The sequence below is a fragment of the Paenibacillus sp. JCM 9796 genome, from assembly GCF_055379675.1.
In genome coordinates this window covers 2,300,231-2,319,433 of the sequence record NZ_AP043723.1, presented here as the reverse complement: position 1 = coordinate 2,319,433, position 19,203 = coordinate 2,300,231, and the positions used below count along the sequence as shown (strand labels likewise).

General features: G+C 49.1%; 16 protein-coding genes. All 16 read left to right on the top strand.

Translation table 11 applies throughout. The features are described 5' to 3' along the window. The first annotated feature begins 97 nt into the window (after window positions 1-97). A complete protein-coding gene (locus ACZ439_RS11045) occupies window positions 98-1,021 on the top strand; it encodes a phytanoyl-CoA dioxygenase family protein (protein ID WP_127606644.1) in 924 nt (307 codons plus the stop codon). A gap of 172 nt (window positions 1,022-1,193) precedes the next feature. Continuing rightward, on the top strand, window positions 1,194-2,534 hold the full coding sequence (locus tag ACZ439_RS11040) for an ABC transporter substrate-binding protein (RefSeq protein ID WP_464621009.1): 1,341 nt from the start codon (window positions 1,194-1,196) through the stop codon (window positions 2,532-2,534). Next, window positions 2,531-3,403 carry a carbohydrate ABC transporter permease gene (locus tag ACZ439_RS11035; protein ID WP_127606648.1) on the top strand — a complete coding sequence of 291 codons (873 nt, stop codon included), beginning with the start codon at window positions 2,531-2,533 and terminating at the stop codon, window positions 3,401-3,403. Before ACZ439_RS11040 ends, ACZ439_RS11035 begins: the two co-directional genes overlap by 4 nt. Further along, window positions 3,400-4,221 (top strand): carbohydrate ABC transporter permease, encoded by an 822-nt coding sequence (locus tag ACZ439_RS11030; protein ID WP_054799098.1) that lies wholly within the window; start codon window positions 3,400-3,402, stop codon window positions 4,219-4,221. The genes ACZ439_RS11035 and ACZ439_RS11030 overlap by 4 nt, the downstream gene beginning before the upstream one ends. A gap of 434 nt (window positions 4,222-4,655) precedes the next feature. Beyond that, window positions 4,656-5,579: a phytanoyl-CoA dioxygenase family protein gene (locus ACZ439_RS11025; RefSeq protein WP_127606650.1), complete on the top strand. Its 924-nt coding sequence runs from the start codon at window positions 4,656-4,658 to the stop codon at window positions 5,577-5,579. Between the two features lie 96 nt (window positions 5,580-5,675). After that, window positions 5,676-6,653, top strand: coding sequence for a LacI family DNA-binding transcriptional regulator (locus tag ACZ439_RS11020; protein ID WP_141334092.1), 978 nt, complete (start codon window positions 5,676-5,678; stop codon window positions 6,651-6,653). Window positions 6,654-6,805: 152 nt separating this feature from the next. Next, a complete protein-coding gene (locus ACZ439_RS11015) occupies window positions 6,806-7,522 on the top strand; it encodes a response regulator transcription factor (protein WP_054795723.1) in 717 nt (238 codons plus the stop codon). Further along, window positions 7,509-8,534 carry a sensor histidine kinase gene (locus ACZ439_RS11010; RefSeq protein ID WP_127606656.1) on the top strand — a complete coding sequence of 342 codons (1,026 nt, stop codon included), beginning with the start codon at window positions 7,509-7,511 and terminating at the stop codon, window positions 8,532-8,534. Before ACZ439_RS11015 ends, ACZ439_RS11010 begins: the two co-directional genes overlap by 14 nt. Before the next feature lie 26 nt (window positions 8,535-8,560). Continuing rightward, window positions 8,561-9,517 (top strand): ABC transporter ATP-binding protein, encoded by a 957-nt coding sequence (locus ACZ439_RS11005; RefSeq protein ID WP_054799099.1) that lies wholly within the window; start codon window positions 8,561-8,563, stop codon window positions 9,515-9,517. Further along, a complete protein-coding gene (locus ACZ439_RS11000; protein ID WP_054799100.1) occupies window positions 9,510-10,247 on the top strand; it encodes an ABC transporter permease in 738 nt (245 codons plus the stop codon). Before ACZ439_RS11005 ends, ACZ439_RS11000 begins: the two co-directional genes overlap by 8 nt. Then, complete coding sequence (locus tag ACZ439_RS10995) at window positions 10,247-11,047, top strand: undecaprenyl-diphosphate phosphatase (RefSeq protein WP_054799101.1); 801 nt, start codon at window positions 10,247-10,249, stop codon at window positions 11,045-11,047. Before ACZ439_RS11000 ends, ACZ439_RS10995 begins: the two co-directional genes overlap by 1 nt. 425 nt (window positions 11,048-11,472) lie before the next feature. After that, window positions 11,473-13,044 (top strand): phospholipase D-like domain-containing protein, encoded by a 1,572-nt coding sequence (locus ACZ439_RS10990; RefSeq protein ID WP_464621008.1) that lies wholly within the window; start codon window positions 11,473-11,475, stop codon window positions 13,042-13,044. A 220-nt stretch (window positions 13,045-13,264) separates the two neighbouring features. Then, window positions 13,265-15,073: a sensor histidine kinase gene (locus ACZ439_RS10985; RefSeq protein WP_054799106.1), complete on the top strand. Its 1,809-nt coding sequence runs from the start codon at window positions 13,265-13,267 to the stop codon at window positions 15,071-15,073. After that, window positions 15,066-16,664: a response regulator gene (locus ACZ439_RS10980; protein WP_464621007.1), complete on the top strand. Its 1,599-nt coding sequence runs from the start codon at window positions 15,066-15,068 to the stop codon at window positions 16,662-16,664. The genes ACZ439_RS10985 and ACZ439_RS10980 overlap by 8 nt, the downstream gene beginning before the upstream one ends. 114 nt (window positions 16,665-16,778) lie before the next feature. Beyond that, window positions 16,779-18,107, top strand: a complete 1,329-nt coding sequence (locus ACZ439_RS10975) for an ABC transporter substrate-binding protein (RefSeq protein WP_127606670.1) — start codon at window positions 16,779-16,781, stop codon at window positions 18,105-18,107. A 163-nt stretch (window positions 18,108-18,270) separates the two neighbouring features. Next, window positions 18,271-19,173 (top strand): carbohydrate ABC transporter permease, encoded by a 903-nt coding sequence (locus ACZ439_RS10970; protein ID WP_127606672.1) that lies wholly within the window; start codon window positions 18,271-18,273, stop codon window positions 19,171-19,173. The last annotated feature ends 30 nt before the right edge of the window (window positions 19,174-19,203 follow it).

The window sequence follows — 19,203 nt, the reverse complement described above, 5'->3', positions numbered from 1 at the left end:
TAAACGAAAAAAACTTCTTGACCTGAGAACGTTTTCATCAATTACGCTTCATTTTGTAAGGCACGGCGATCTTAATTTCTCTTAGGAGGACAGTAAAATGAAAAAGGAAAATGTAGTGAATAATATTCTTGAAACTGATTTTAAATTGAATCAACGTCCGAATAATGAACCTTTGCGAGTGCTGAGCGAAGACGATTGGAAATTCTGGAAAGACAATGGTTACGTTATTATTCCTAATGCCGTTCCACAAGAAAATATCGACCGGCTGGTTAACCTGATTTGGGAATTCGAAGAAAAAAATCCAAACGATCCGGAAACCTGGTATACGGCTCCACGCCGCGAAATTCAGATGAAGGAGCTGGCCAATACGGGCATGGTTGAGCTGTATAACCATCAGTATTTGTGGGATAACCGTTCGTATGAACGGGTATATAACGCTTTCGTTGATATTTGGGGAACCGAACACCTGTGGGCCAGCATCGACAGATGTAATCTCAACCTCCCGTTAAAACCCGGTCATGAATATAAAGGTTTCATACACTGGGATGTTAATACTTCCTTGAATCCGATTCCAGTCAATGTTCAAGGTGTATTGTCACTGGTGGATACGGATGCCGAAATGGGAGGGTTCCAATGTATTCCCGAGCTGTATCGGGATTTTCATGAGTGGGTGAAGACTCAACCTGCGGACAGAGACCCGCATAAACCTGACATAACCGGCTTTACCCCAACGAAAATAACGGCGAAGGCCGGGGACCTGCTTATTTTCAACAGCATGCTGGCACATGGCATTCGTCCGAATCATTCTACGAAGCCGCGTATCGCCCAGTACGTATCGATGTTCCCGGCACAGGAGCAAAATGAAGCATTAAGAAAATCCAGAATCTTGTCTTGGAGCGACAGAATCCCGCCTAGCGGCATGGCGTTTCCGGGAGATCCCCGTAACTGGGAACAAGTAAAATACGAACGGGCTGTACTTTCCGAATTAGGCGAAAAATTGCTGGGCTCGAAGTCATGGTAACGTATAGTCTTTTCTTAGGATAGGGATCATCGCTGCTGCTGCGAATTTAATACCGTGGGAACACCGGTAGCTAAATTCGGGCAGCCGCGTATCGATCTAACAAAAATGAAATCGCTTACAAAAATAAAGGAAGAAATGATTTGAAACCAACTCATTACAGGGGGAATTTGAATTGAAAGCAAAAAAACTATTGATTTCGGCTTTATTCGTTAGTTTAGGTTTGACGGGGTGCAGCCCCCAGCCTGAACCGGCATCTTCTGGACATAATTCCGCAAAGGAAACGGTTGTTAATCTTCAGATGTGGGAAGGTCCTGAAGGTGAAGCTATGCGACCCGTTGTTGATGCCTGGAATAAAACGAAGACGAAAGAAACGGGGATTAAGATTAATCTTTCACTGCTCGGAAGGAACGGGTACGCGGACAAATTGACAAGTCAATTGTTATCCAAAAACGATACTATCGACATTGTATATCCCATGAGCTGGTTTGTACCCCAATACGCACAAGGGGGCTTCTTGGAACCTTTAGATAGCTATATCGCTGAAGATTCGAATTTCGCCATCCAAGACTTTATTACAGCCGGTCTGGATACCGGGAAATATAAAGGGAAGCAATATGGCATTCCCGTCGATATGTCAGAACCGGTCCTCTTTTATCGTAAAGATTTACTTCCGGTCCCTCCGCAAACATGGGACGAGGCGTTGGAAGCGGCCAGAAAATTTTCCAAGAGCACGAATTCGGATTCACCGACACAATTCGGTACAACGTTATACGCTGCGGCAGGATTTGCGGAACCGATGCATATGTGGGAAGAGCTATTCTGGGCATACGGTGGAGAGCTGTTTGATAAAGAAGGCGCTCCAAGCATAAACAATGAAGCTGGACAGAAAGCGACGCAGTATGGCGTCGAATTGGTCAAAAATAAATGGGTGCCGGCAGACTATACCAACTACGAGTATCCGCAAACTTTGGGTGCTTTTCAAGCGGGGAAGGTAGCCTTTATTCAGCAGTGGAATGCGGCATGGGCTGATTTATCCAATAAAAATAAATCTCCGTTGGTAGCGGATAAAGTCGGTTATGCTCCAATTCCGGGCGTCAAGCAACAAGACGGATCGATTAAGAGAAGTTACCATGTTCATTCGATCACACTGGCCATCAATGCCAGCTCTAAGAAGAAAAGTGAAGCTTTTCAAGTTATCGCTTACCTCTCTGGAAAAGAGGGGGGGCTGGAATACACGCTAAGAGGGGGATCAACTCCACGTCAATCTATATTTAAAAGCGATAAAGTGAAAGAAGTGTATGGCGATTACTATTCTTTCCTGGCAAACGAGGTAGACAAGCACGGAAAATCGGAACCCCCCATCCTTCCAATGACCTATATCAGCTCGAACATCATGAATAAAGCGTTAAACGCTGCTTGGAGCGGTGCCATAACCGTGGATGAAGCATTGAGCAGCGCGGAAAAAGATATGAAAACTCAATTAGAGAAAACGAAACAGGGTGAAATGAAATGAGTAAACTGGCAAGGATTAGCATGCTGGCACCTGCTTCCGTTATTCTTTTTGGTGTCACGTTCTACCCTTTTGTTTTTAATTTGTTTTTTAGCCTTATGGACGTAAACATTCATAACTTTAACGAACCCCGCTTTAACGGGCTGAACAATTATAGCCGGTTATTCCTGGATGTGAATTTTTGGAGCACCTTGAATTTCAGCGCCGTTTATTTGGCAGGCTGTTTATTGCTGGAAACCGTATTCGGCTTTGCCTTGGCTTTGCTTGTTAATCGTTGTACGGCCGGGAAGAAATTCTGGTTCCCGTTTCTCCTGACCCCTATGATGATTGCTCCGGCGATGGTGGGGATTATGTATCTTGGTCATTTTGATTCGTTGACGGGAAATTTAGCTTATTATATTCAAACGCTGCTGGGTATTTCAGATCCGCTCCTTACAGGGGTGTTAGGACAAATCGTTCTTATTCTGATCGATACGTGGCAATGGACGCCGTTTATTTTTTTGTTAGTCTACGCGGCCCTTCAAGCGGTTCCCTCTGATGTATATGAAGCGGCAACGATCGACGGAGCGAACGCATGGCAAATGTTTGGGAAGATTACGTTCCCATTGGTACGTCCCGCACTTGCCGTAGCGATGATTTTTCGTACCCTGGATTTAATAAGAACGTTTGACCATCTCTATATTATTAAAGGCGGAGCCGATGGCTTCGGGACCTTATCCATTTATATTTACCAAACGGCTTTTCAAGGCGGAGATTTTGGCAAGGCGAGCGCCGTCACCTTTATTCTGTTCCTGCTTCTATCGTGGGCCGTTCGTATCATGTTCCGAATATTGATGGGCCGCACACTTTCCGCCAAGAAGGAGACAACATGAACGAGATACGAAAGAATGGATGGGCATATGTTCTCATAGCTGGTTTTATCCTTGTTTTCAATGTCCCGATTCTACTTACACTATTAAATTCTTTAAAGACGAACCAGCAAATCATCACTCAACCGCCCGTGTGGATCTTTGCACCCATCATCGAGCATTATGAACGAATTTTTCAGGATGCAAATTTCCCGGTATGGTTTTATTTGAAGAATAGTATATTGACTTCTGTTTTTGGTACGATCCTTACGATCATGATTGCATTTCCTGCGGCCTACACGATGGCTAGGCATAATACCGGAGGCGAGAAGTATGAGCTCTGGCTATTATCAACACGCATGCTGCCCGGGGCGGTATTCATTATCCCTACGTATGTGTTGTTTAGTGTTATCGGTTTAGTCGACTCCCCGCTTGGTCTCATTTTGATCTATTTAAGTTTTAATCTGCCGCTCGCCATTTGGATTATTCGCGGATTCGTACGGGAACTTCCGAACGAAATTGATGAGGCTGCCGGGCTTGATGGTGCCTCTACTTTTAAGATCATGACGAGCGTCATTTTTCCAATGACGGCTCCAGGTATCATTGCGGTAGCGGTATTAACGTTCGCCGCTTGCTGGAACGAATACTTTTTCTCCCTTGTATTCTCGGATTTGCATGCGACAACATTTACCGTGGCGGGGCAAAGATTTATGACGGGGCATGCCATTTTATGGGGCGAAATTTCTTCAGCGGTTACGGTGGGGATTATTCCGGTTATCATGGTCGCTTTTATTTTTCAGCGGTTTATGGTGAAGGGCTTAAGTATGGGAGCCGTAAAATAGAGATAACCGTAGGGGGAGCAAAGGAACGCTTTGCACCCCTATTTTTATAGGGGAAGGGAAGCCATTGGATGCTTGATAAAAAGCAATAAAAGGCTCTTGACATGGTATGCTTTTCACAAAATAAGATACAAATACAGCAGCTCGAAACCTATAACCGGCCGGTTGGAGCAGCCAGACAGTATCTTACTTTGTCACACTAGGAGGTAAGTCAGGATGGATCATAACCGATCCTGCGATAAACATGCACAACCAAATAAGGAGCTGCTGCATGTGATGAATCCGGAGATCAAGTTACAAGCCTCGTGCGAATTTGCACATAAGTGTAAGCTAGCTTGCAAGCGCTCCAATACCAACCCTGAATGTACAGTAAATTGTCAAAAAAAGAGTCCTTTCTAATATTGAAAAAAACTTCTTATTACTTGGAGGGTTATCGAATGAAACCTTATAATAAAGTCAATAACATGGTTGAAATCACCACCCCATTCAATCAGCGTTTAAACAATGAACCACTGAAGGTCCTTAGCGAAGAGGATTGGCAGTTCTGGAATGAAAACGGATATGTCATTATTCAAGATGTCATTCCAAAGAATCAAATCGATCGCATGGTAGACCTCATGTGGGAATTTGAAGAAAAAAATCCGAGCGATCCTTCCACTTGGTATACGCCGCCTCGGCGCGAAATTCAAATGAAAGAACTGCAGGGCACGGGTATGGTTGAGTTGTATCATCATCAGTATCTATGGGACAATCGTACGTCGCAAAAGGTGTATGAGTCATTCGTGGATATATGGGGAGATGAAAAATTATGGGTAACCATTGATCGATGCAACATCAATTTTCCTGTTAAGCCGGGATTTGAGTGGAACGGGTTTATCCATTGGGATGTAAACACTGCGTTGGACCCTATTCCTGTCAATGTTCAGGGTATTCTCTTCTTAGTGGATACGGACGAAGAAATGGGAGGATTACAAGTCGTTCCTGAGCTATACCGAAATTTCGACGAATGGGTGAAAACGCAGCCTAAAGACAGGAATCCGTATAAACCGGATACAACCGGATTTACTCCGACGAAATTGGTTATGAAAGCTGGCGATCTGCTTATATTTAACAGTAAATTGGCTCATGGCATTCGTCAAAACATTTCTAGCAAACCCTGCCTTTCTCAATATATTTCCATGTTCCCTGCACAAGAGCATGATGAAGAGTTACTGCATTCGAGAATAGCTTCCTGGGATCAGAGATTGACTCCGGAGGGACTCGCGTTTCCGGGAGACCCCCGAAATTGGGAACGGGAAAAATACGAGCGGGCTGTTCTTACGGAGTTAGGCGAGAAGCTGCTAGGATTGAAGAAATGGTGATTCCCAAATAATGGAGCCGAGCAGCTCTGCTTAAACTTAATAAGGTTAAGTAGAGCTGCAATCGTTAGTGGAAGCATACAGCAAGGAGGAGGTCAGATGGCCAATATTAAACATATTGCCAAGTTGGCTAATGTTTCAATTTCTACGGTTTCACGTGTATTAAACAATCAGCCGTACGTAAGTGAAGATAAAAAGAAAGCTATATTCGATGCCATCGAGCAATTGGAATATACCAGAAATATGAATGCTATTCATTTAATTAAGGGAAAGACCAATCTGGTCGGGGTCATGATGCCGTTTATTAACCATGCCTATTTCTCCAGATTAATGGAAGGGATTTCAGCTGAAGCTTTCAAGGAGAATTACCAATTAATATTATGTCAGACCAATTATGAGTTATGCAATGAAACAGCCGTTTTGGAAATGTTGAAAATGAAGCAAATTGACGGCATCATTATTTGTTCAAAAAGCATGCCCTTGGAGCAAATTGAACCCTATACCCGATACGGACCTATTGTAGCATGTGAGGATGTCAATCAATCGCCCGTTTCTTCGGTCTACCTCGACCACTACACCAGTTTTAAATACGGTATCAACTATTTAATTGAAAAGGGACATCAATATATTGGTCTTTGCTTAGGCAGAAATAGCGGCGCTAACAGTCAATCACGTTTGAAAGCGTACAAGGATGCGCTTCATTCCATAAATCAGCCTTTCCGGGAAGAATGGATGTTTTATCAAAGCTATAGAATTGAAGATGGGGTAGAGGTGTTAAACAAACTGAGAACAATGGAACAAAGGCCTACCGCCCTCCTGGTGACCAGCGATCAGGTTGCTGCAGGAATCATTATGGAAGCAAGGAAAAACGGGATCGAAGTGCCTAATGATCTTGCCATTATCGGGTTTGATAATCAACCCATCGCAGAAGTTTTCGATCTGACTACAATAGATAATCAGCTTATGGAAATGGGAAGCTGTGCGTTTCGGATTGTCCACGACCAAATCGCGAAGAAAAAAACCGAACCGGAATATCGGGAATTTGATTTTCGACTTATCGAGCGATCTACAGTTTAATTGACTTTCATTTTGAAACAGGAACAAGGGTGGGCGACTTTCAAAAAAGTGTCCATCTTTGTTTTTTTGCGTTTATAATCAAAGAGATCTATCCGATGAATCTATCATTGGGCGAGTAGGGCGAATTGAAATGTTAAAGAGGAAGGTGAAGTATGGAAGACATTCGCGTGCTCATAGCCGAGGATGACCGGGGAATTAGCGATTTATTGAAGAAATATTTGGAGCGGGAGTTATACAGGGCAGATGTTGCGGTAAATGGAGAAGAAGCCCTTCGTCTGTTCGATAACAACAGCTATAACCTTGTCATATTGGATCTCATGATGCCCAAGATAGACGGGATCGAGGTGTGCAGAAGACTTCGAAACCAAACCAACGTTCCCATTCTGATGCTTACCGCCAAGGACCAGGAGAGCGAGAAAATTTTGGGCCTGGGCATAGGCGCGGATGATTACATCACCAAGCCTTTCAGCATAGGGGAAGTGGTCGCCAGAGTGAAAGCGCTGCTGAGGAGATTTTTGATTCTGGGCAGCGAGGGGATCGCGCAAGAGAAAACCATGATCAGGTACAAGGGCATCTCGGTCGATCTTAAGAAATACGCCGTCCATGTCGGCGGAGAAGAGATTGCGCTAACGGCCAAAGAGTTTGAACTGCTGAAGTTCTTCGTTTCCCACCCCGAACAAGTATTTACCAAGACACAGCTCTTTCGCCATGTGTGGGACAGCCATTACATCGAAGACGATAATACGGTGATGGTGCACATCCGAAAGCTCCGGAAGAAAATCGAAGCCGATCCCTCCAATCCGCAATGGATTCAAACGGTTTGGGGAATTGGATACAAATTTACAGGTGATCCAGATGTATCATCGTGAGCAGATCTCGCTGCTTATCGTTCAATTGATCGTCATCGCCGGGCTGGCGATCCTGCAATTCCATGACGTTACGTCCGGGATGCTCAGCGGGGGGTTAGTTGCCGCGCTTGGCGTGACAACGGGATTTCTTATCTTCATCAGGCTCCGTTCCCGCACCGGACTCAAGCATATGACTGCGGAGCTAAGGCGGGCTGTGACCGGGAATGTGAAGACAAGATTATTGGCCAAGGACGACCGGGTATGGAATGAAGTGATTTTTTCGGTCAATGCATTAATCGAGCAGCTGGAGAACGTTCAAATCGCGGCGGTCCAATCCCAGACGGCAAGAAGACGCCTGCTGTCCAGTATTTCGCATGATATCCGGACTCCGCTTACATCGATTATAGGCTATGTAGATGCCTTGCAGGATGAGATCGCGATTTCCGAACAAGAGAAACAGGAATACCTTGCTATCCTGTCCAGGAAATCTAACGGCTTGAAGGAACTAATCGATGAAATATTTACGATGGCGAAGCTGGATGCGGATGAAATGCCCCAACTGGAGGAAGCTCTTGATTTTGCGGAAATCATCAGGGAATCGCTAATCGCATTTTTGCCGGAGCTGAAAAAAATGGGAATGGAGCTGCATGTCCGTATTCCGGACGAGCATTGCCCTATCCTCGCAGATCGTCTAAGCGTGATGCGAATCATCGGCAATATCGTCAAGAATGCCATCTGCTATGGAAAGGACGGGAACGTATTGGGGATCGAGCTTGCAGAAACCGCCCATGAATACCAACTGCTAGTTTGGGATCGGGGCCCCGGTATTCCCCAGGCCGATCTTGCGAATGTGTTCGAAAGAATGTACCGAAGCGATCCATCCAGGAACCCGGCGGGCGGAGGCAGCGGACTGGGGCTTGCCATTGCCAGAGCTCTGGTAGAGAAGAATGGCGGCAGGATAGGGGTGGAAAGTACACCGTGGGACAAGACGACGTTCGGCATTGCATTTAAGAAACAGTTAAAAATTAAATAAGAAGCAGTTAAACTCTTCCTCTTATAATGGAACCATTAGCTAATAGAAGGAGGTTTCATATCATAAGCGTCGTTATCCGAACTACCGATCTGACTAAAATTTACGGCAATCAGAAATCGGTCGATCATGTGAATATGACGGTGAGGCAAGGCGAAATCTACGGCTTTCTCGGCCGTAACGGTGCGGGCAAGACGACTACGATCCGCATGCTGGTCGGCTTGATCAAGCCGACCAGCGGTCAAATCGAAATTTTCGGGGAAAATCTGTTCGCGAAGCACAAGGAGATTTTACGCAGAATCGGGTCCATCGTTGAAGTGCCCGGGTTTTATGGGAACCTTACGGCCAGGGAAAACCTGCTGATTAATGCCAAAATTATGGGTGTCCACAAGAAACATGCGATTGACGAAACGCTGGAGGTTGTAGGACTGCAGGACGAAACCAGGAAGCTGGTGGGGAACTATTCCCTGGGGATGAAGCAGCGGCTGGGTATAGCGAGAGCGCTTCTCCATTATCCGGAGCTGCTGATCCTCGATGAGCCTACGAACGGACTGGACCCGATCGGCATCAAGGAGATGCGAAGGATCATTAAATCGCTGGCCGCAGAAAGAAAGATTACGATCTTGATTTCCAGCCATATTTTATCGGAGATTGAACAGCTGGCGGATCGTATGGGCATTATTCATCAAGGGAAGCTTCTCGAGGAGATGGCGATGGATCAGCTCCGGCAAATCAATCGCAAATATGTGGAGTTCCAGGTATCCAACGACAATAGAGCGGCCATGCTGCTGGAAAATCACTTCCATATCCATGACTATGAAGTGCATGATGAAGGCCGTATCCGCGTCTATTCTCATCTGGGGCAGCAGGGGCAGATCAATCGAGTGTTGGTGCAGCACGATATTGAAGTATCGAGGATCGTGCTCAGCGAAGACAGGCTGGAAGATTATTTTGCGAAGTTGGTGGGAGGCGGCGTCATTGGTTGATCTGTTATATACGGAGCTCTTGAAGCTGAAGCGCTCCAGGATGTTTCTGTTAAGCGTGATCGGCGCTGCGGTGGCGCCGTTTATGGTCGTCGTTTCCACGTATATCCATATCAAGACGAAAGAACCGACGCGGGTTATTCCTTTCCAGGAGCTGTTGTTCAATTCCCATTTGTATACGGTGTTATTAATAGGAGTTCCCCTGTATGGGGTCGTCACCGCGTATCTCTTTAACCGTGAATATATGGAGGATACCCTGAAAAATCTGTTAACGATCCCCGTCTCAAGGACCAGCCTCATGTTGAGCAAGATGCTCCTCTTGTTCATGTGGATCATGCTGCTGAGTTTGCTTGCATGGGGGCTGACGCTGCTGCTGGGCGTAGTCGGGCAGTTCGAAGGGTTAAGCGCCTCGTTACTCGTGGAGTCTTTGCGGAAATTTATGATTACCGGCGCATTTCTCTCGATGCTGTCGACCCCCCTGATCCTGATCGCCATCGTACTGAAAAACTATGTGCCCACGATTATCGCGACCATCGTCATCACGTTGATCAATGTGATGGGCTCGAATTCGGAATATAAAGGATTGATCCCCTGGACAGCCGCATTCGATATCGCGCACGGTACGCTTCTGCAGGCTTACCCGCCGGCATATTCTTATATGGTCATTGGGGCTATCTCGATCATCGGATTCGTTGCCACCCTTACCTACTTCAGAAAGGCGGACATTCATTAATGCCAGAAATGATTAGCGCCATTATATTAGGAATTGTGGAAGGATTAACGGAATTTCTCCCGGTCTCGTCTACGGGTCACTTAATTTTGGCCGGTGCTCTCCTGGGCTTTGAAGGAGGTGCCGCGACCACGTTCAAGATCGTGATTCAGCTGGGAGCGGTGATGGCCGTCCTTGTGCTGTATTGGACAAGGTATATGGATATTGCAAAGGATCTTCTGACCTTCAATTTCTCGGCCAAAAACAAATTGAATGCGATTCACATGATGATTGCCATGATTCCCGCTTTAATCGTTTATCTGATCTTTAAAGACTACATCAAACGCTATTTGTTCGGACCCGCTCCTGTCCTGATCGGTTTAGTCGCCGGCGGCATCCTGATGATCGCAGCCGCACGGCTCGGACGAAAGGTAACCGCCGAGAATACCGACGACATTACCTACAAGCAAGCGCTCGGCATCGGATTATTCCAATGCTTCGCGCTCTGGCCCGGGTTCTCGAGATCGGGATCGACGATATCGGGCGGGCTGCTGCTCGGCACCAGCCAGAAAGCGGCCGCGGACTTTACGTTCATCATCTCCGTCCCGGTCATGCTCGGCGCAACGGTGCTGGACATGTACGACAGCCGGGAGTTGTTAACCGCAGATGCATTAATTCTGTTCCTGATCGGTTTCATTGCTGCCTTTATCGTGGCGATGATCGCGGTGGTCACGTTCCTGAATCTGATCAAACGGCTTAAATTGGAGTGGTTCGCGCTGTATCGCTTCGTGCTTGCGGCGGTGTTCTATATCTTTGTCATGTAAGGCACTTGAGGGCTCCGATCAGGGGCTTTTTTCCTCTAATTTCCGGATTTGCTTGCTTAGTATGGCCAAGAGCCGAGCTGGTTTCAGACCTTGTATCCTGATTCCGCTCGGCTTTTTCATGCACACGTTATTAGTCTCAAGAACTACGCCCACAGAACTATGCAAATCTGCTATAGTAGAAGTAAAGCTCATGGTCAGACGACTATTCGTGGCGGGTGAAAAGATTGGTAAAACTGTGGCCTATAGTGTTATTTATGACGGGCATTCAAGGATGGGTGTTGTCGCTTCCTCGCTTTTTTGGCTGCCGCCATTGTGGAGGATGTCCGGGGCTTCCGGGAGCAAGCCGCTCTCGATGATGACATGACCTTCCCTGCTGTCAAAATTACGGGGTTGCAGTACTAATCACACGGAGGGGATATGCATATATGGAAGCGGGAGCGAATTATAGAGTCGCCGTTCTGGGGGTTGAAGAGGAAACTACGGCAAGAGTCATGAATGCGCTGCTAGGCTATAGGCTGCTGCCGGATAAAAATATACATGGCAATGGGATTCTTATCCAACATTCGCAGCGGCCGGCCTTACAGATCACGCATCACCAGTATCAGGGGCTGCCCGTAGAAACCTATCCGCCGAAAGGCAGGCGGATGCATCCGAACGATCTGCGGGACTTGCTGCATGAGAAGCTTGGCGCAAAGGGATTGACCATAGGGGATATAACCCTTTCGTATAGCTACGAGGAGATAGGCATCCAGTGGACCCGTGCTTCTTTAGTAAACGGGATTGAATTTGCCTTGATGGGTAACATTAACTTATGGACAACACATAAAGAGGCTCAAATTACATATCCCGATTCAGACGAAGAGGTCGACTTTTACCGTTTGCCGGACCTTACAGGCGCGGACATGGTGCTAATTATTCTAAACATGAGCTGGGGATATTTCCGTTCTACGGACATGTTGACCGACTATATCGAGAAGCTGAAGGCGAAGGGATTCGGTAAAACGAACGGTAATAAACCGATCTATTTCGTCTTAGATACGTACGGCAAGCCCTCTGCGAAGGAAGCGGCGGAGAGACGAAGCATGTATATGCAGGCGATCAAGCCCTTTATCGAGCTCCCGGCCTTCTTCGAGATCAACGCGCATTACGCCTTGCAGGCGAGGCAGTTTATCGAATCGGAAGTGGGCTTAGAGGAGCTGCAGCAGGACGAATCGATTCAATTTTTTGATTTGGACGGGACCTTTATTCAAGGATTGAACCTGGAGCCTGTTCATGTCCAGCGTTTACAGCAGGTTAGCGGCATCGCGTTGCTGGAAGAGGCGCTCGCCGATTTGGCAAGCGATCATAAGCCGAAGATTGCCCGCGCCGCCAGCATCACGCGCAAGGCTCCGGCAGAAAGACCGAAGCCTGAGCCGGTAAAAAGGCAGAGGAAAGCGACCCCCGGTCCAAAGCCTGAAGTGGACATGAAAGAAATCGTAGCTGCGCTTAAGAAAGAAGTGATCGCCACCATTAAAGAGGAACGGGCGCTGCCCAAGCAGCGTTCGCTTAAAAATCACGAGATCCGCGAGATCTTCCTTGCTGCCTTGAAGGAGGCGAAGGAAGAAATCAACATCATCAGCCCTTGGATTACCAAAAAAGTCGTCGACGCCGATTTTATTCGCATGCTGGAAGAAGCCCTGAAGCGGGGAGTTCGCATTAAGATTTTGTACGGAATTAGCGACCCCTCCTCCCGCCAATATGGAAAACCGGACGAAACCGTCCCCTTGGCCGCCAGTTTGGTCAAGAAGTTTAGCAGGTACGGCGATTTATTCAAAATGAAGTACGGCCAGACCCACCAGAAATTGCTCATCTGCGACAATCGGTATTTCGTGGATGGCAGCTTTAACTTCCTCTCCTTTAAGGGCGAGTTTGTGGACGGTACGAGATCGGAAGGCGCTACCTATTCGGAAGATCTTGTTCTTATCCAACATAAGAGAAGCGCGTACTTCGATTTTTAATGAATCGAATGGCAGCCGGCATGTCCCGATGTATGCGTCGGGACTTCTTTGCGTTTCAGAAGGTACATGGGCCGCACGGGCTGCGGTTTATGGTACGGTTAGCAAGAATTTTCCTCAAAGCGCCAAGATATGTTCATTTTCATCGAATGAAGGATATGCTATATTACAAAGTTGATCCCGTACCACGTTAACGTGAATCGCGGAGAGGAGGATACCCTGCATGCTCCGGTGGATAAAATCGCCGCTATCTTCAATTCGGGGAAAAATCATACTTTCCTTTATCCTGCTCATCTTTATTCCTATCACCATTATCATCTATAACGTATATGTATCCAGCCAGGAGGTCGTGCGCCGCGAAGTGAATCAGAGCCGTCAGGAAGCGGTTCGCCATACGGCAAGCAGCATCGACGGGACGGCTGAGCGGATGCTCAACGCCTCTCATTTGATCGTCAACGATACCGAAGTGGCTGCTTATTTGCAGATGAAAGACCGGCAGGGCTGGATGACCGATTATCCGTCGTTCCAGCGATTTACGTCGGTTCAAAAGAAGCTGATGAATATTCGCGACATTCTGCTCGACAGCAATGCGGTGGTCGCTTTGCTGGACTTTGGCGGACATGTCTTGTCCACAGCGCCCGGTTCCGAGGAGTCGGGGCTGTACGAGCAGCTCCAGAAGGAAGCCTGGGTCCAGGAGACTCTTCGATTAGAAGGCTGGCCCTACTGGCAGCTCGCGTATCAGGGAACGCTCCTTCCTCCGTCGCAGGCTGCGGAAGAGAGCTCGCTGTTCCTGATGTCCCGGCTGATTAAAGACAGCTCGGACGGCAAAGCGGCAGGGCTTTTGTTGATTGGGCTGCCGTCCCCGATGGGGACGGGCATCCTCCCTGGGAATGCCCCGGGGACAGACCAGGCGACGCTGCTGATCAAGAAGGACGGGCAGCTGCTCGACCAGCGGGGGCCTGATCTGCCGCAGGAGGTCGTGAGTCTGGCCCTTCGGGCGGACACGCTTTCCCGCCAAGAGGAATACCGAAGCATTCAAGCCGAAGGACAGCGCTTTGCGTTGAATGAGGCGTTCATGCCGCATCTGGGGTGGACCGCGGTGCAATTGGCCCCCGAAGAGGAGCTGCAATCGCGTCTGGGACAGATCAAAAATCAATCGCTGCTTTGGCTGCTTGTTTGGTTCTTGATTTTCACGTGTGCGTTTGCGCTTGTGATGCTGCAGTTTGCCAAACGGATCGGGCGGCTGCTGCATTCGATGGACCGGGTTGGACAAGGGGACTTCTCCTCCCGGGTTTCCGTTCGCGGGTCGGATGAGGTGTCTCAGCTTGGCTTGCGCTTCAATGAGATGGTCGGAAGACTCGACGATCTGATCCTGAGGCTGTCCGAGGAGCAGCGGCGCAAGGAGGAAGCGAGGTTTCAAGCGCTCCAGGCGCAGATCAATCCCCATTTCCTGTTCAATACGCTGAATTCCATCAAGTGGTCAGCGATGCTTTCCGGGGCGCAGCACGTCAGCCAGATGATTACAAAGCTTGGCAAGCTGCTTGAAATCTCGATGAGAGCGGATCGGGAGCGGACGACGCTGCGTGAAGAGCTGAGTCATCTGGAGATGTATATGGATTTGCAAAAGCTGCGCTTTCACGATAACATTCACGTTCACGTCGACGTGCCGGAGCGGCTCATGTCTTGCGGAATTCTTCAATTTACGCTGCAGCCGATTGTGGAGAACAGTATCATTCACGGGAATCGTACCCCGCTGAAGGTTTCCATCACCGCCCATGAGGAAGGGGACAAGCTGGTGCTGTCGATTTCCGATAACGGACAAGGGATGGAGCCTGACCAGCTCGAACGCCTGTTCACGGACGGAGCGCCGTCCCATGCCAAATCGACCGGCATCGGCATCCGGAATGTGCACGAGCGGATCGCGATGCATTTCGGACCCGGACATGGGCTCCACCTAAGTAGTGTACCCGGTGAAGGGACGACCGTGACGGTCACTCTTCCGCTTGCAAAGGAGGCGGCGCAGCATGATTAACGTGTTGATTGCGGACGACGAAATTTTGGTCCGGATCGGATTGAAAACAATCATTCCATGGGAGGATAACGGGTTTCGACTCGTCGGGGAAGCCTCGGACGGGAATGAGGCTCTGGCGATCATGGAGCGGACCCCTTGCGATATCGTGCTGACGGACATTCGGATGCCCGGTTGTGACGGGTTGCAGCTGATCGAACGCATCAAGGAAAAGTTTCCAGCGGCCAAGTGCCTGATTCTTTCCAGCCATAACGATTTTGAATACGTCCAGAAGGCGCTGCGGCTGGGCGCTGTCGATTATATCCTGAAGCTGACCATGGAGCCTGAGGAGCTCTTGGCCAAGCTGGTCCGGCTGAAGGAAGAGATTGAGGCGCAGCGGCTGACCGCAACGGCAGCGACGCGGCTGGAGATGCAGGCACACTTGTACGGCAAGGAAGTGAAAGAGAAACGGATGAGGGATCTGCTGACCAAGCAGTGCACGCCGGGGGAGATCCGGGCCACCTTCGCGGAATTTCACATACCGGCGCTCACCCCTCCTTACCGTATTGTGAACCTCCAGCTGGACGCTTATGAGGAGGTGCTGGAGGAAAATAATTTCCAGTCCGAGAAGCTGCTGACTTATACCGTGGCCAACATTCTGACCGAAATACTGCGCAAATACGACGACGGCGAGCTGGTGGAAATCGAGGGCGGCCGGTTTGCGGTCATCACCGATTATATGGAAGCGGACATGCTGCTTGAAATGCAGGAGGCGGTCCGCACGTTCCTGAAGCTTTCCGTGAGTGTGGGTTACTCCGATTCGCTGCTGTCGACCGATGAGCTGTACACCGGTTACCTCCAAGCCAAGACAGCGCTGGAGCACCGGTTTTACCGGGGAATGGGCGGTATCATCGCTTTCGATTCGCTGCAATATGCGAGTCCCCAGGAGACACACGTTCCATGGACGCAAGAGCAATGGATACAGCTGATTGAGAAGCAGGATGAAGCCGCGGTGCTCGCGCTGTTGGACCGGTGGACGGACAGCCTGCGCGAAGGGCCTTTCCGGAGCCCGGATATGCTGCGCGAGGAATGGGTAGAGCTCGTCCACATTTTCGGTCACGGATTGCGCCCGTTGAAAGGCGATTTATACGCCGTGCCTCCGCACCGGAACCGGTATCCGCTGCACGCCGTTCGCCAGATCGAAACGCTGGAGGAGCTTTACGCGTGGTTTTGCGGATGGATAGGCGGATATTTTCAATATTACAAGACGCTGGCTACGCAGCAGTGGAGACCGGAGATTGCAGCGGTCGTACAGCGAATTCGCGAGCATTACGACGAACCGCTGAAAGTATCGGAGCTGGCTAAGGAAATCGGGTTTACGGAGAACTATTTGAGCGTGCTGTTTAAACGGGAAACCGGGGAAACCATCATGGACTTCATAACCCGGATCCGGATGGATAAAGCGAGGGAGCTGCTGAAGGACCAGCACTACAAAGTGTACGAGATTGCGGAGAAGGTCGGGTATACCGATACGAACTATTTCAGCAAGCTATTTAAAAAAGTGGAGGGCATTCATCCGCTGGAATACCGCAAAACGGTGCTGGGCCGTAAATAAGCAGCAACCAAGAATGAGACGGTTTTTAGCAGGAATCACCCCTTCTGCCGCAGGTCCATCTTTGTTAAGCTGAGGTTCGAAAGCTAAAGCATACACCATGGAGGGGTTCAAGCTATGAAAAAATGGGTTATGGGTACGGCTGCCGTTGTCATGTCCGCGTCCTTAATTGTTAGCGGTTGCGGAAGCAATACCGATACGCAAGCGAACAGCGGCGCAAACGGCGAGAAGAAAGCGGTGAAACTGCGCATGTGGGGCGCCGTTCCGGAAGAGAACGGGCCGAAAGCCGTGATTGACAAGTGGAACCAAAGCCATCCGGATATTCAAATGGAATATGTTCGCTACGTCAACGACGATTCAGGCAATACGAAGCTGGATACGGCATTGATGACGCAGTCCGACGCTCCGGATATTTTCGTCAGCTACGGGGAGGCCAACCTGAACCGCCGCCTGAATGCGAGCATGACAGCTCCGCTTGACGAGCTGATCAAGAAAGAAAATTTCAATGTCGAAGAGATCATCGGCATGGAGAACATCCAGAAATTCAAGGATCAAATCCACTATTTGCCGGCGAACAAGATTATCGACATGATCGTCATCAACAAGAAAGCTCTTGATGAAGCCGGTGTCAAGGTGCCTGCCGAGTGGACGTGGGACGAGTATGTAGCGCTGGCTCAAAAGCTGACGAAGGACGGACGGAAGGGCAGCTTCATTACGCCGGGCTCCGACTTGTTTATCAGCAAATTCGCGCTGGCGACCGTACAGCCGAAGGATGCTTTCTATACGGCGGACGGGCTGTCCAACTTCAACCACCCTGCTGTGAAAAAAGGCTTGGAGCTGCAAAAAGCGTTGTATGACCAGGGCTCCATGGTGCCTTGGGCGGAAGGCGTAGCCAACAAGCTGGATCCGGCGAACGAGCTTCTGACGGGCAAAGCCGCGATGGTTTACGGCGGCACGTACATGCTCCGCACGATCAAGGACACGGCCAAATATCCGCGCGACTTCGCGGTAGCTTTCGCTCCTACTCCGCAGTTTGCGAAGGGGACGAACGTCAACAACGGCGGTGTGAACGACTTCATGTCCATTAACAAGAACAGCGCCAACAAGGAAGCGGCGTTCAAGTTCATGGCTTGGTACCTGCAGGAAGGCAACATGGATATGGTTGCCGGCGGACGCATCCCGACGAACAAGAAAGCAGACTTTAACAAAATTACAGAGCTGATCATCGGACAAGATGAGAAGATCATTGATAAAGAATCGTTGACGGCGCTGATCAAGGGCAACCTGACCTTTGCAACGCGGTTCAACTCGGTCGCATTCCCGCAGCTGAACACGATTCTCCGGGAAGAATCCGAGAAGTTCTTCATGAACGTGCAGGACATCGACAAAACGATGGAAGCCTTGAAGTCCCGCGCCGACAAGGCTATTCAATCGGAGAAGAAATAAGGCTGCGCCCATAAGCGTGCCGACGAACGCCCCTATCTTAGGATGGGGGCGTTTTTCTCATGACCCGAACCAAGAATCACCCTTAAAGTGCAAAGCTTTCGCCATTCTGTCCGGGGGCCGGGTCTCTTACAATGAGAGCATCAAGAAAAGAGGGTGACTTTACGTGAAAAGTAGATTTAACCAACAAAACTTCAAGGAGAATCTGGCGGGCTATCTGTTTATCCTGCCTAACTTTCTCGGGGTCTTTTTATTTGTCGTGTTTCCGCTTTTATTCAGTCTGGTCATGGTCTTTATTGACTGGGATTACATGATGGGCTTCTCGGGCATCGAGTGGGTCGGCTTGGCGCACTTCAAAAAGCTGATGACCGACGAGTATTTCCTGCAGTCCCTGAAAAACAATTTCATCTTTACGGCGGTGACGGTGCCCGCGGCGATGGCTATCGGTCTTGTCATTGCGGTCATTCTGAACAAGTTCGTCTATTTGAAAAATTTCCTCCGCGTGTTGTTCTTCCTGCCCTATGTAAGCAGTATCGTAGCGATCTCGATCGTGTGGAGCGTTATGTACAACCCGGCGAACGGACCGATTAACGGAGCGCTTCGTTCGTTAGGCGTCGAGAACTTGCCCGGCTGGCTCGCCAGTCCCGATTGGTCGCTGACAGCGATCATCATCATGGTCGTATGGACGTATACGGGCTATACGATGGTGCTCTACATGGCCGGCCTTCAAGGGGTGCCCAAGGATTTGTACGAAGCGGCTTCGATCGACGGAGCTACAGGCGTGAAAAGCTTCTTCAAAATCACGATTCCGATGTTGAAGCCTACGAGCTTCCTGATCGCCGTGACGCTGATCATCTCGACCTTCCAGGTATTCGCGGCCGTGGCCGTTATGACCAAGGGGGGGCCGCTGAACTCGACGATGGTGCTCGCCTATCACATTTACGTTCAGGCGTTCCAATATTACGAAATGGGCTACGCCGCCGCCATGTCCTGGGTCTTGTTCCTGATTATCTTCGTGATCACCATGCTGCAGTGGCGGGAACAGAAAAAATGGCAAGATCAGTTCTAACAACTTCCGAGTAACCGGTAAAGGAGCGCA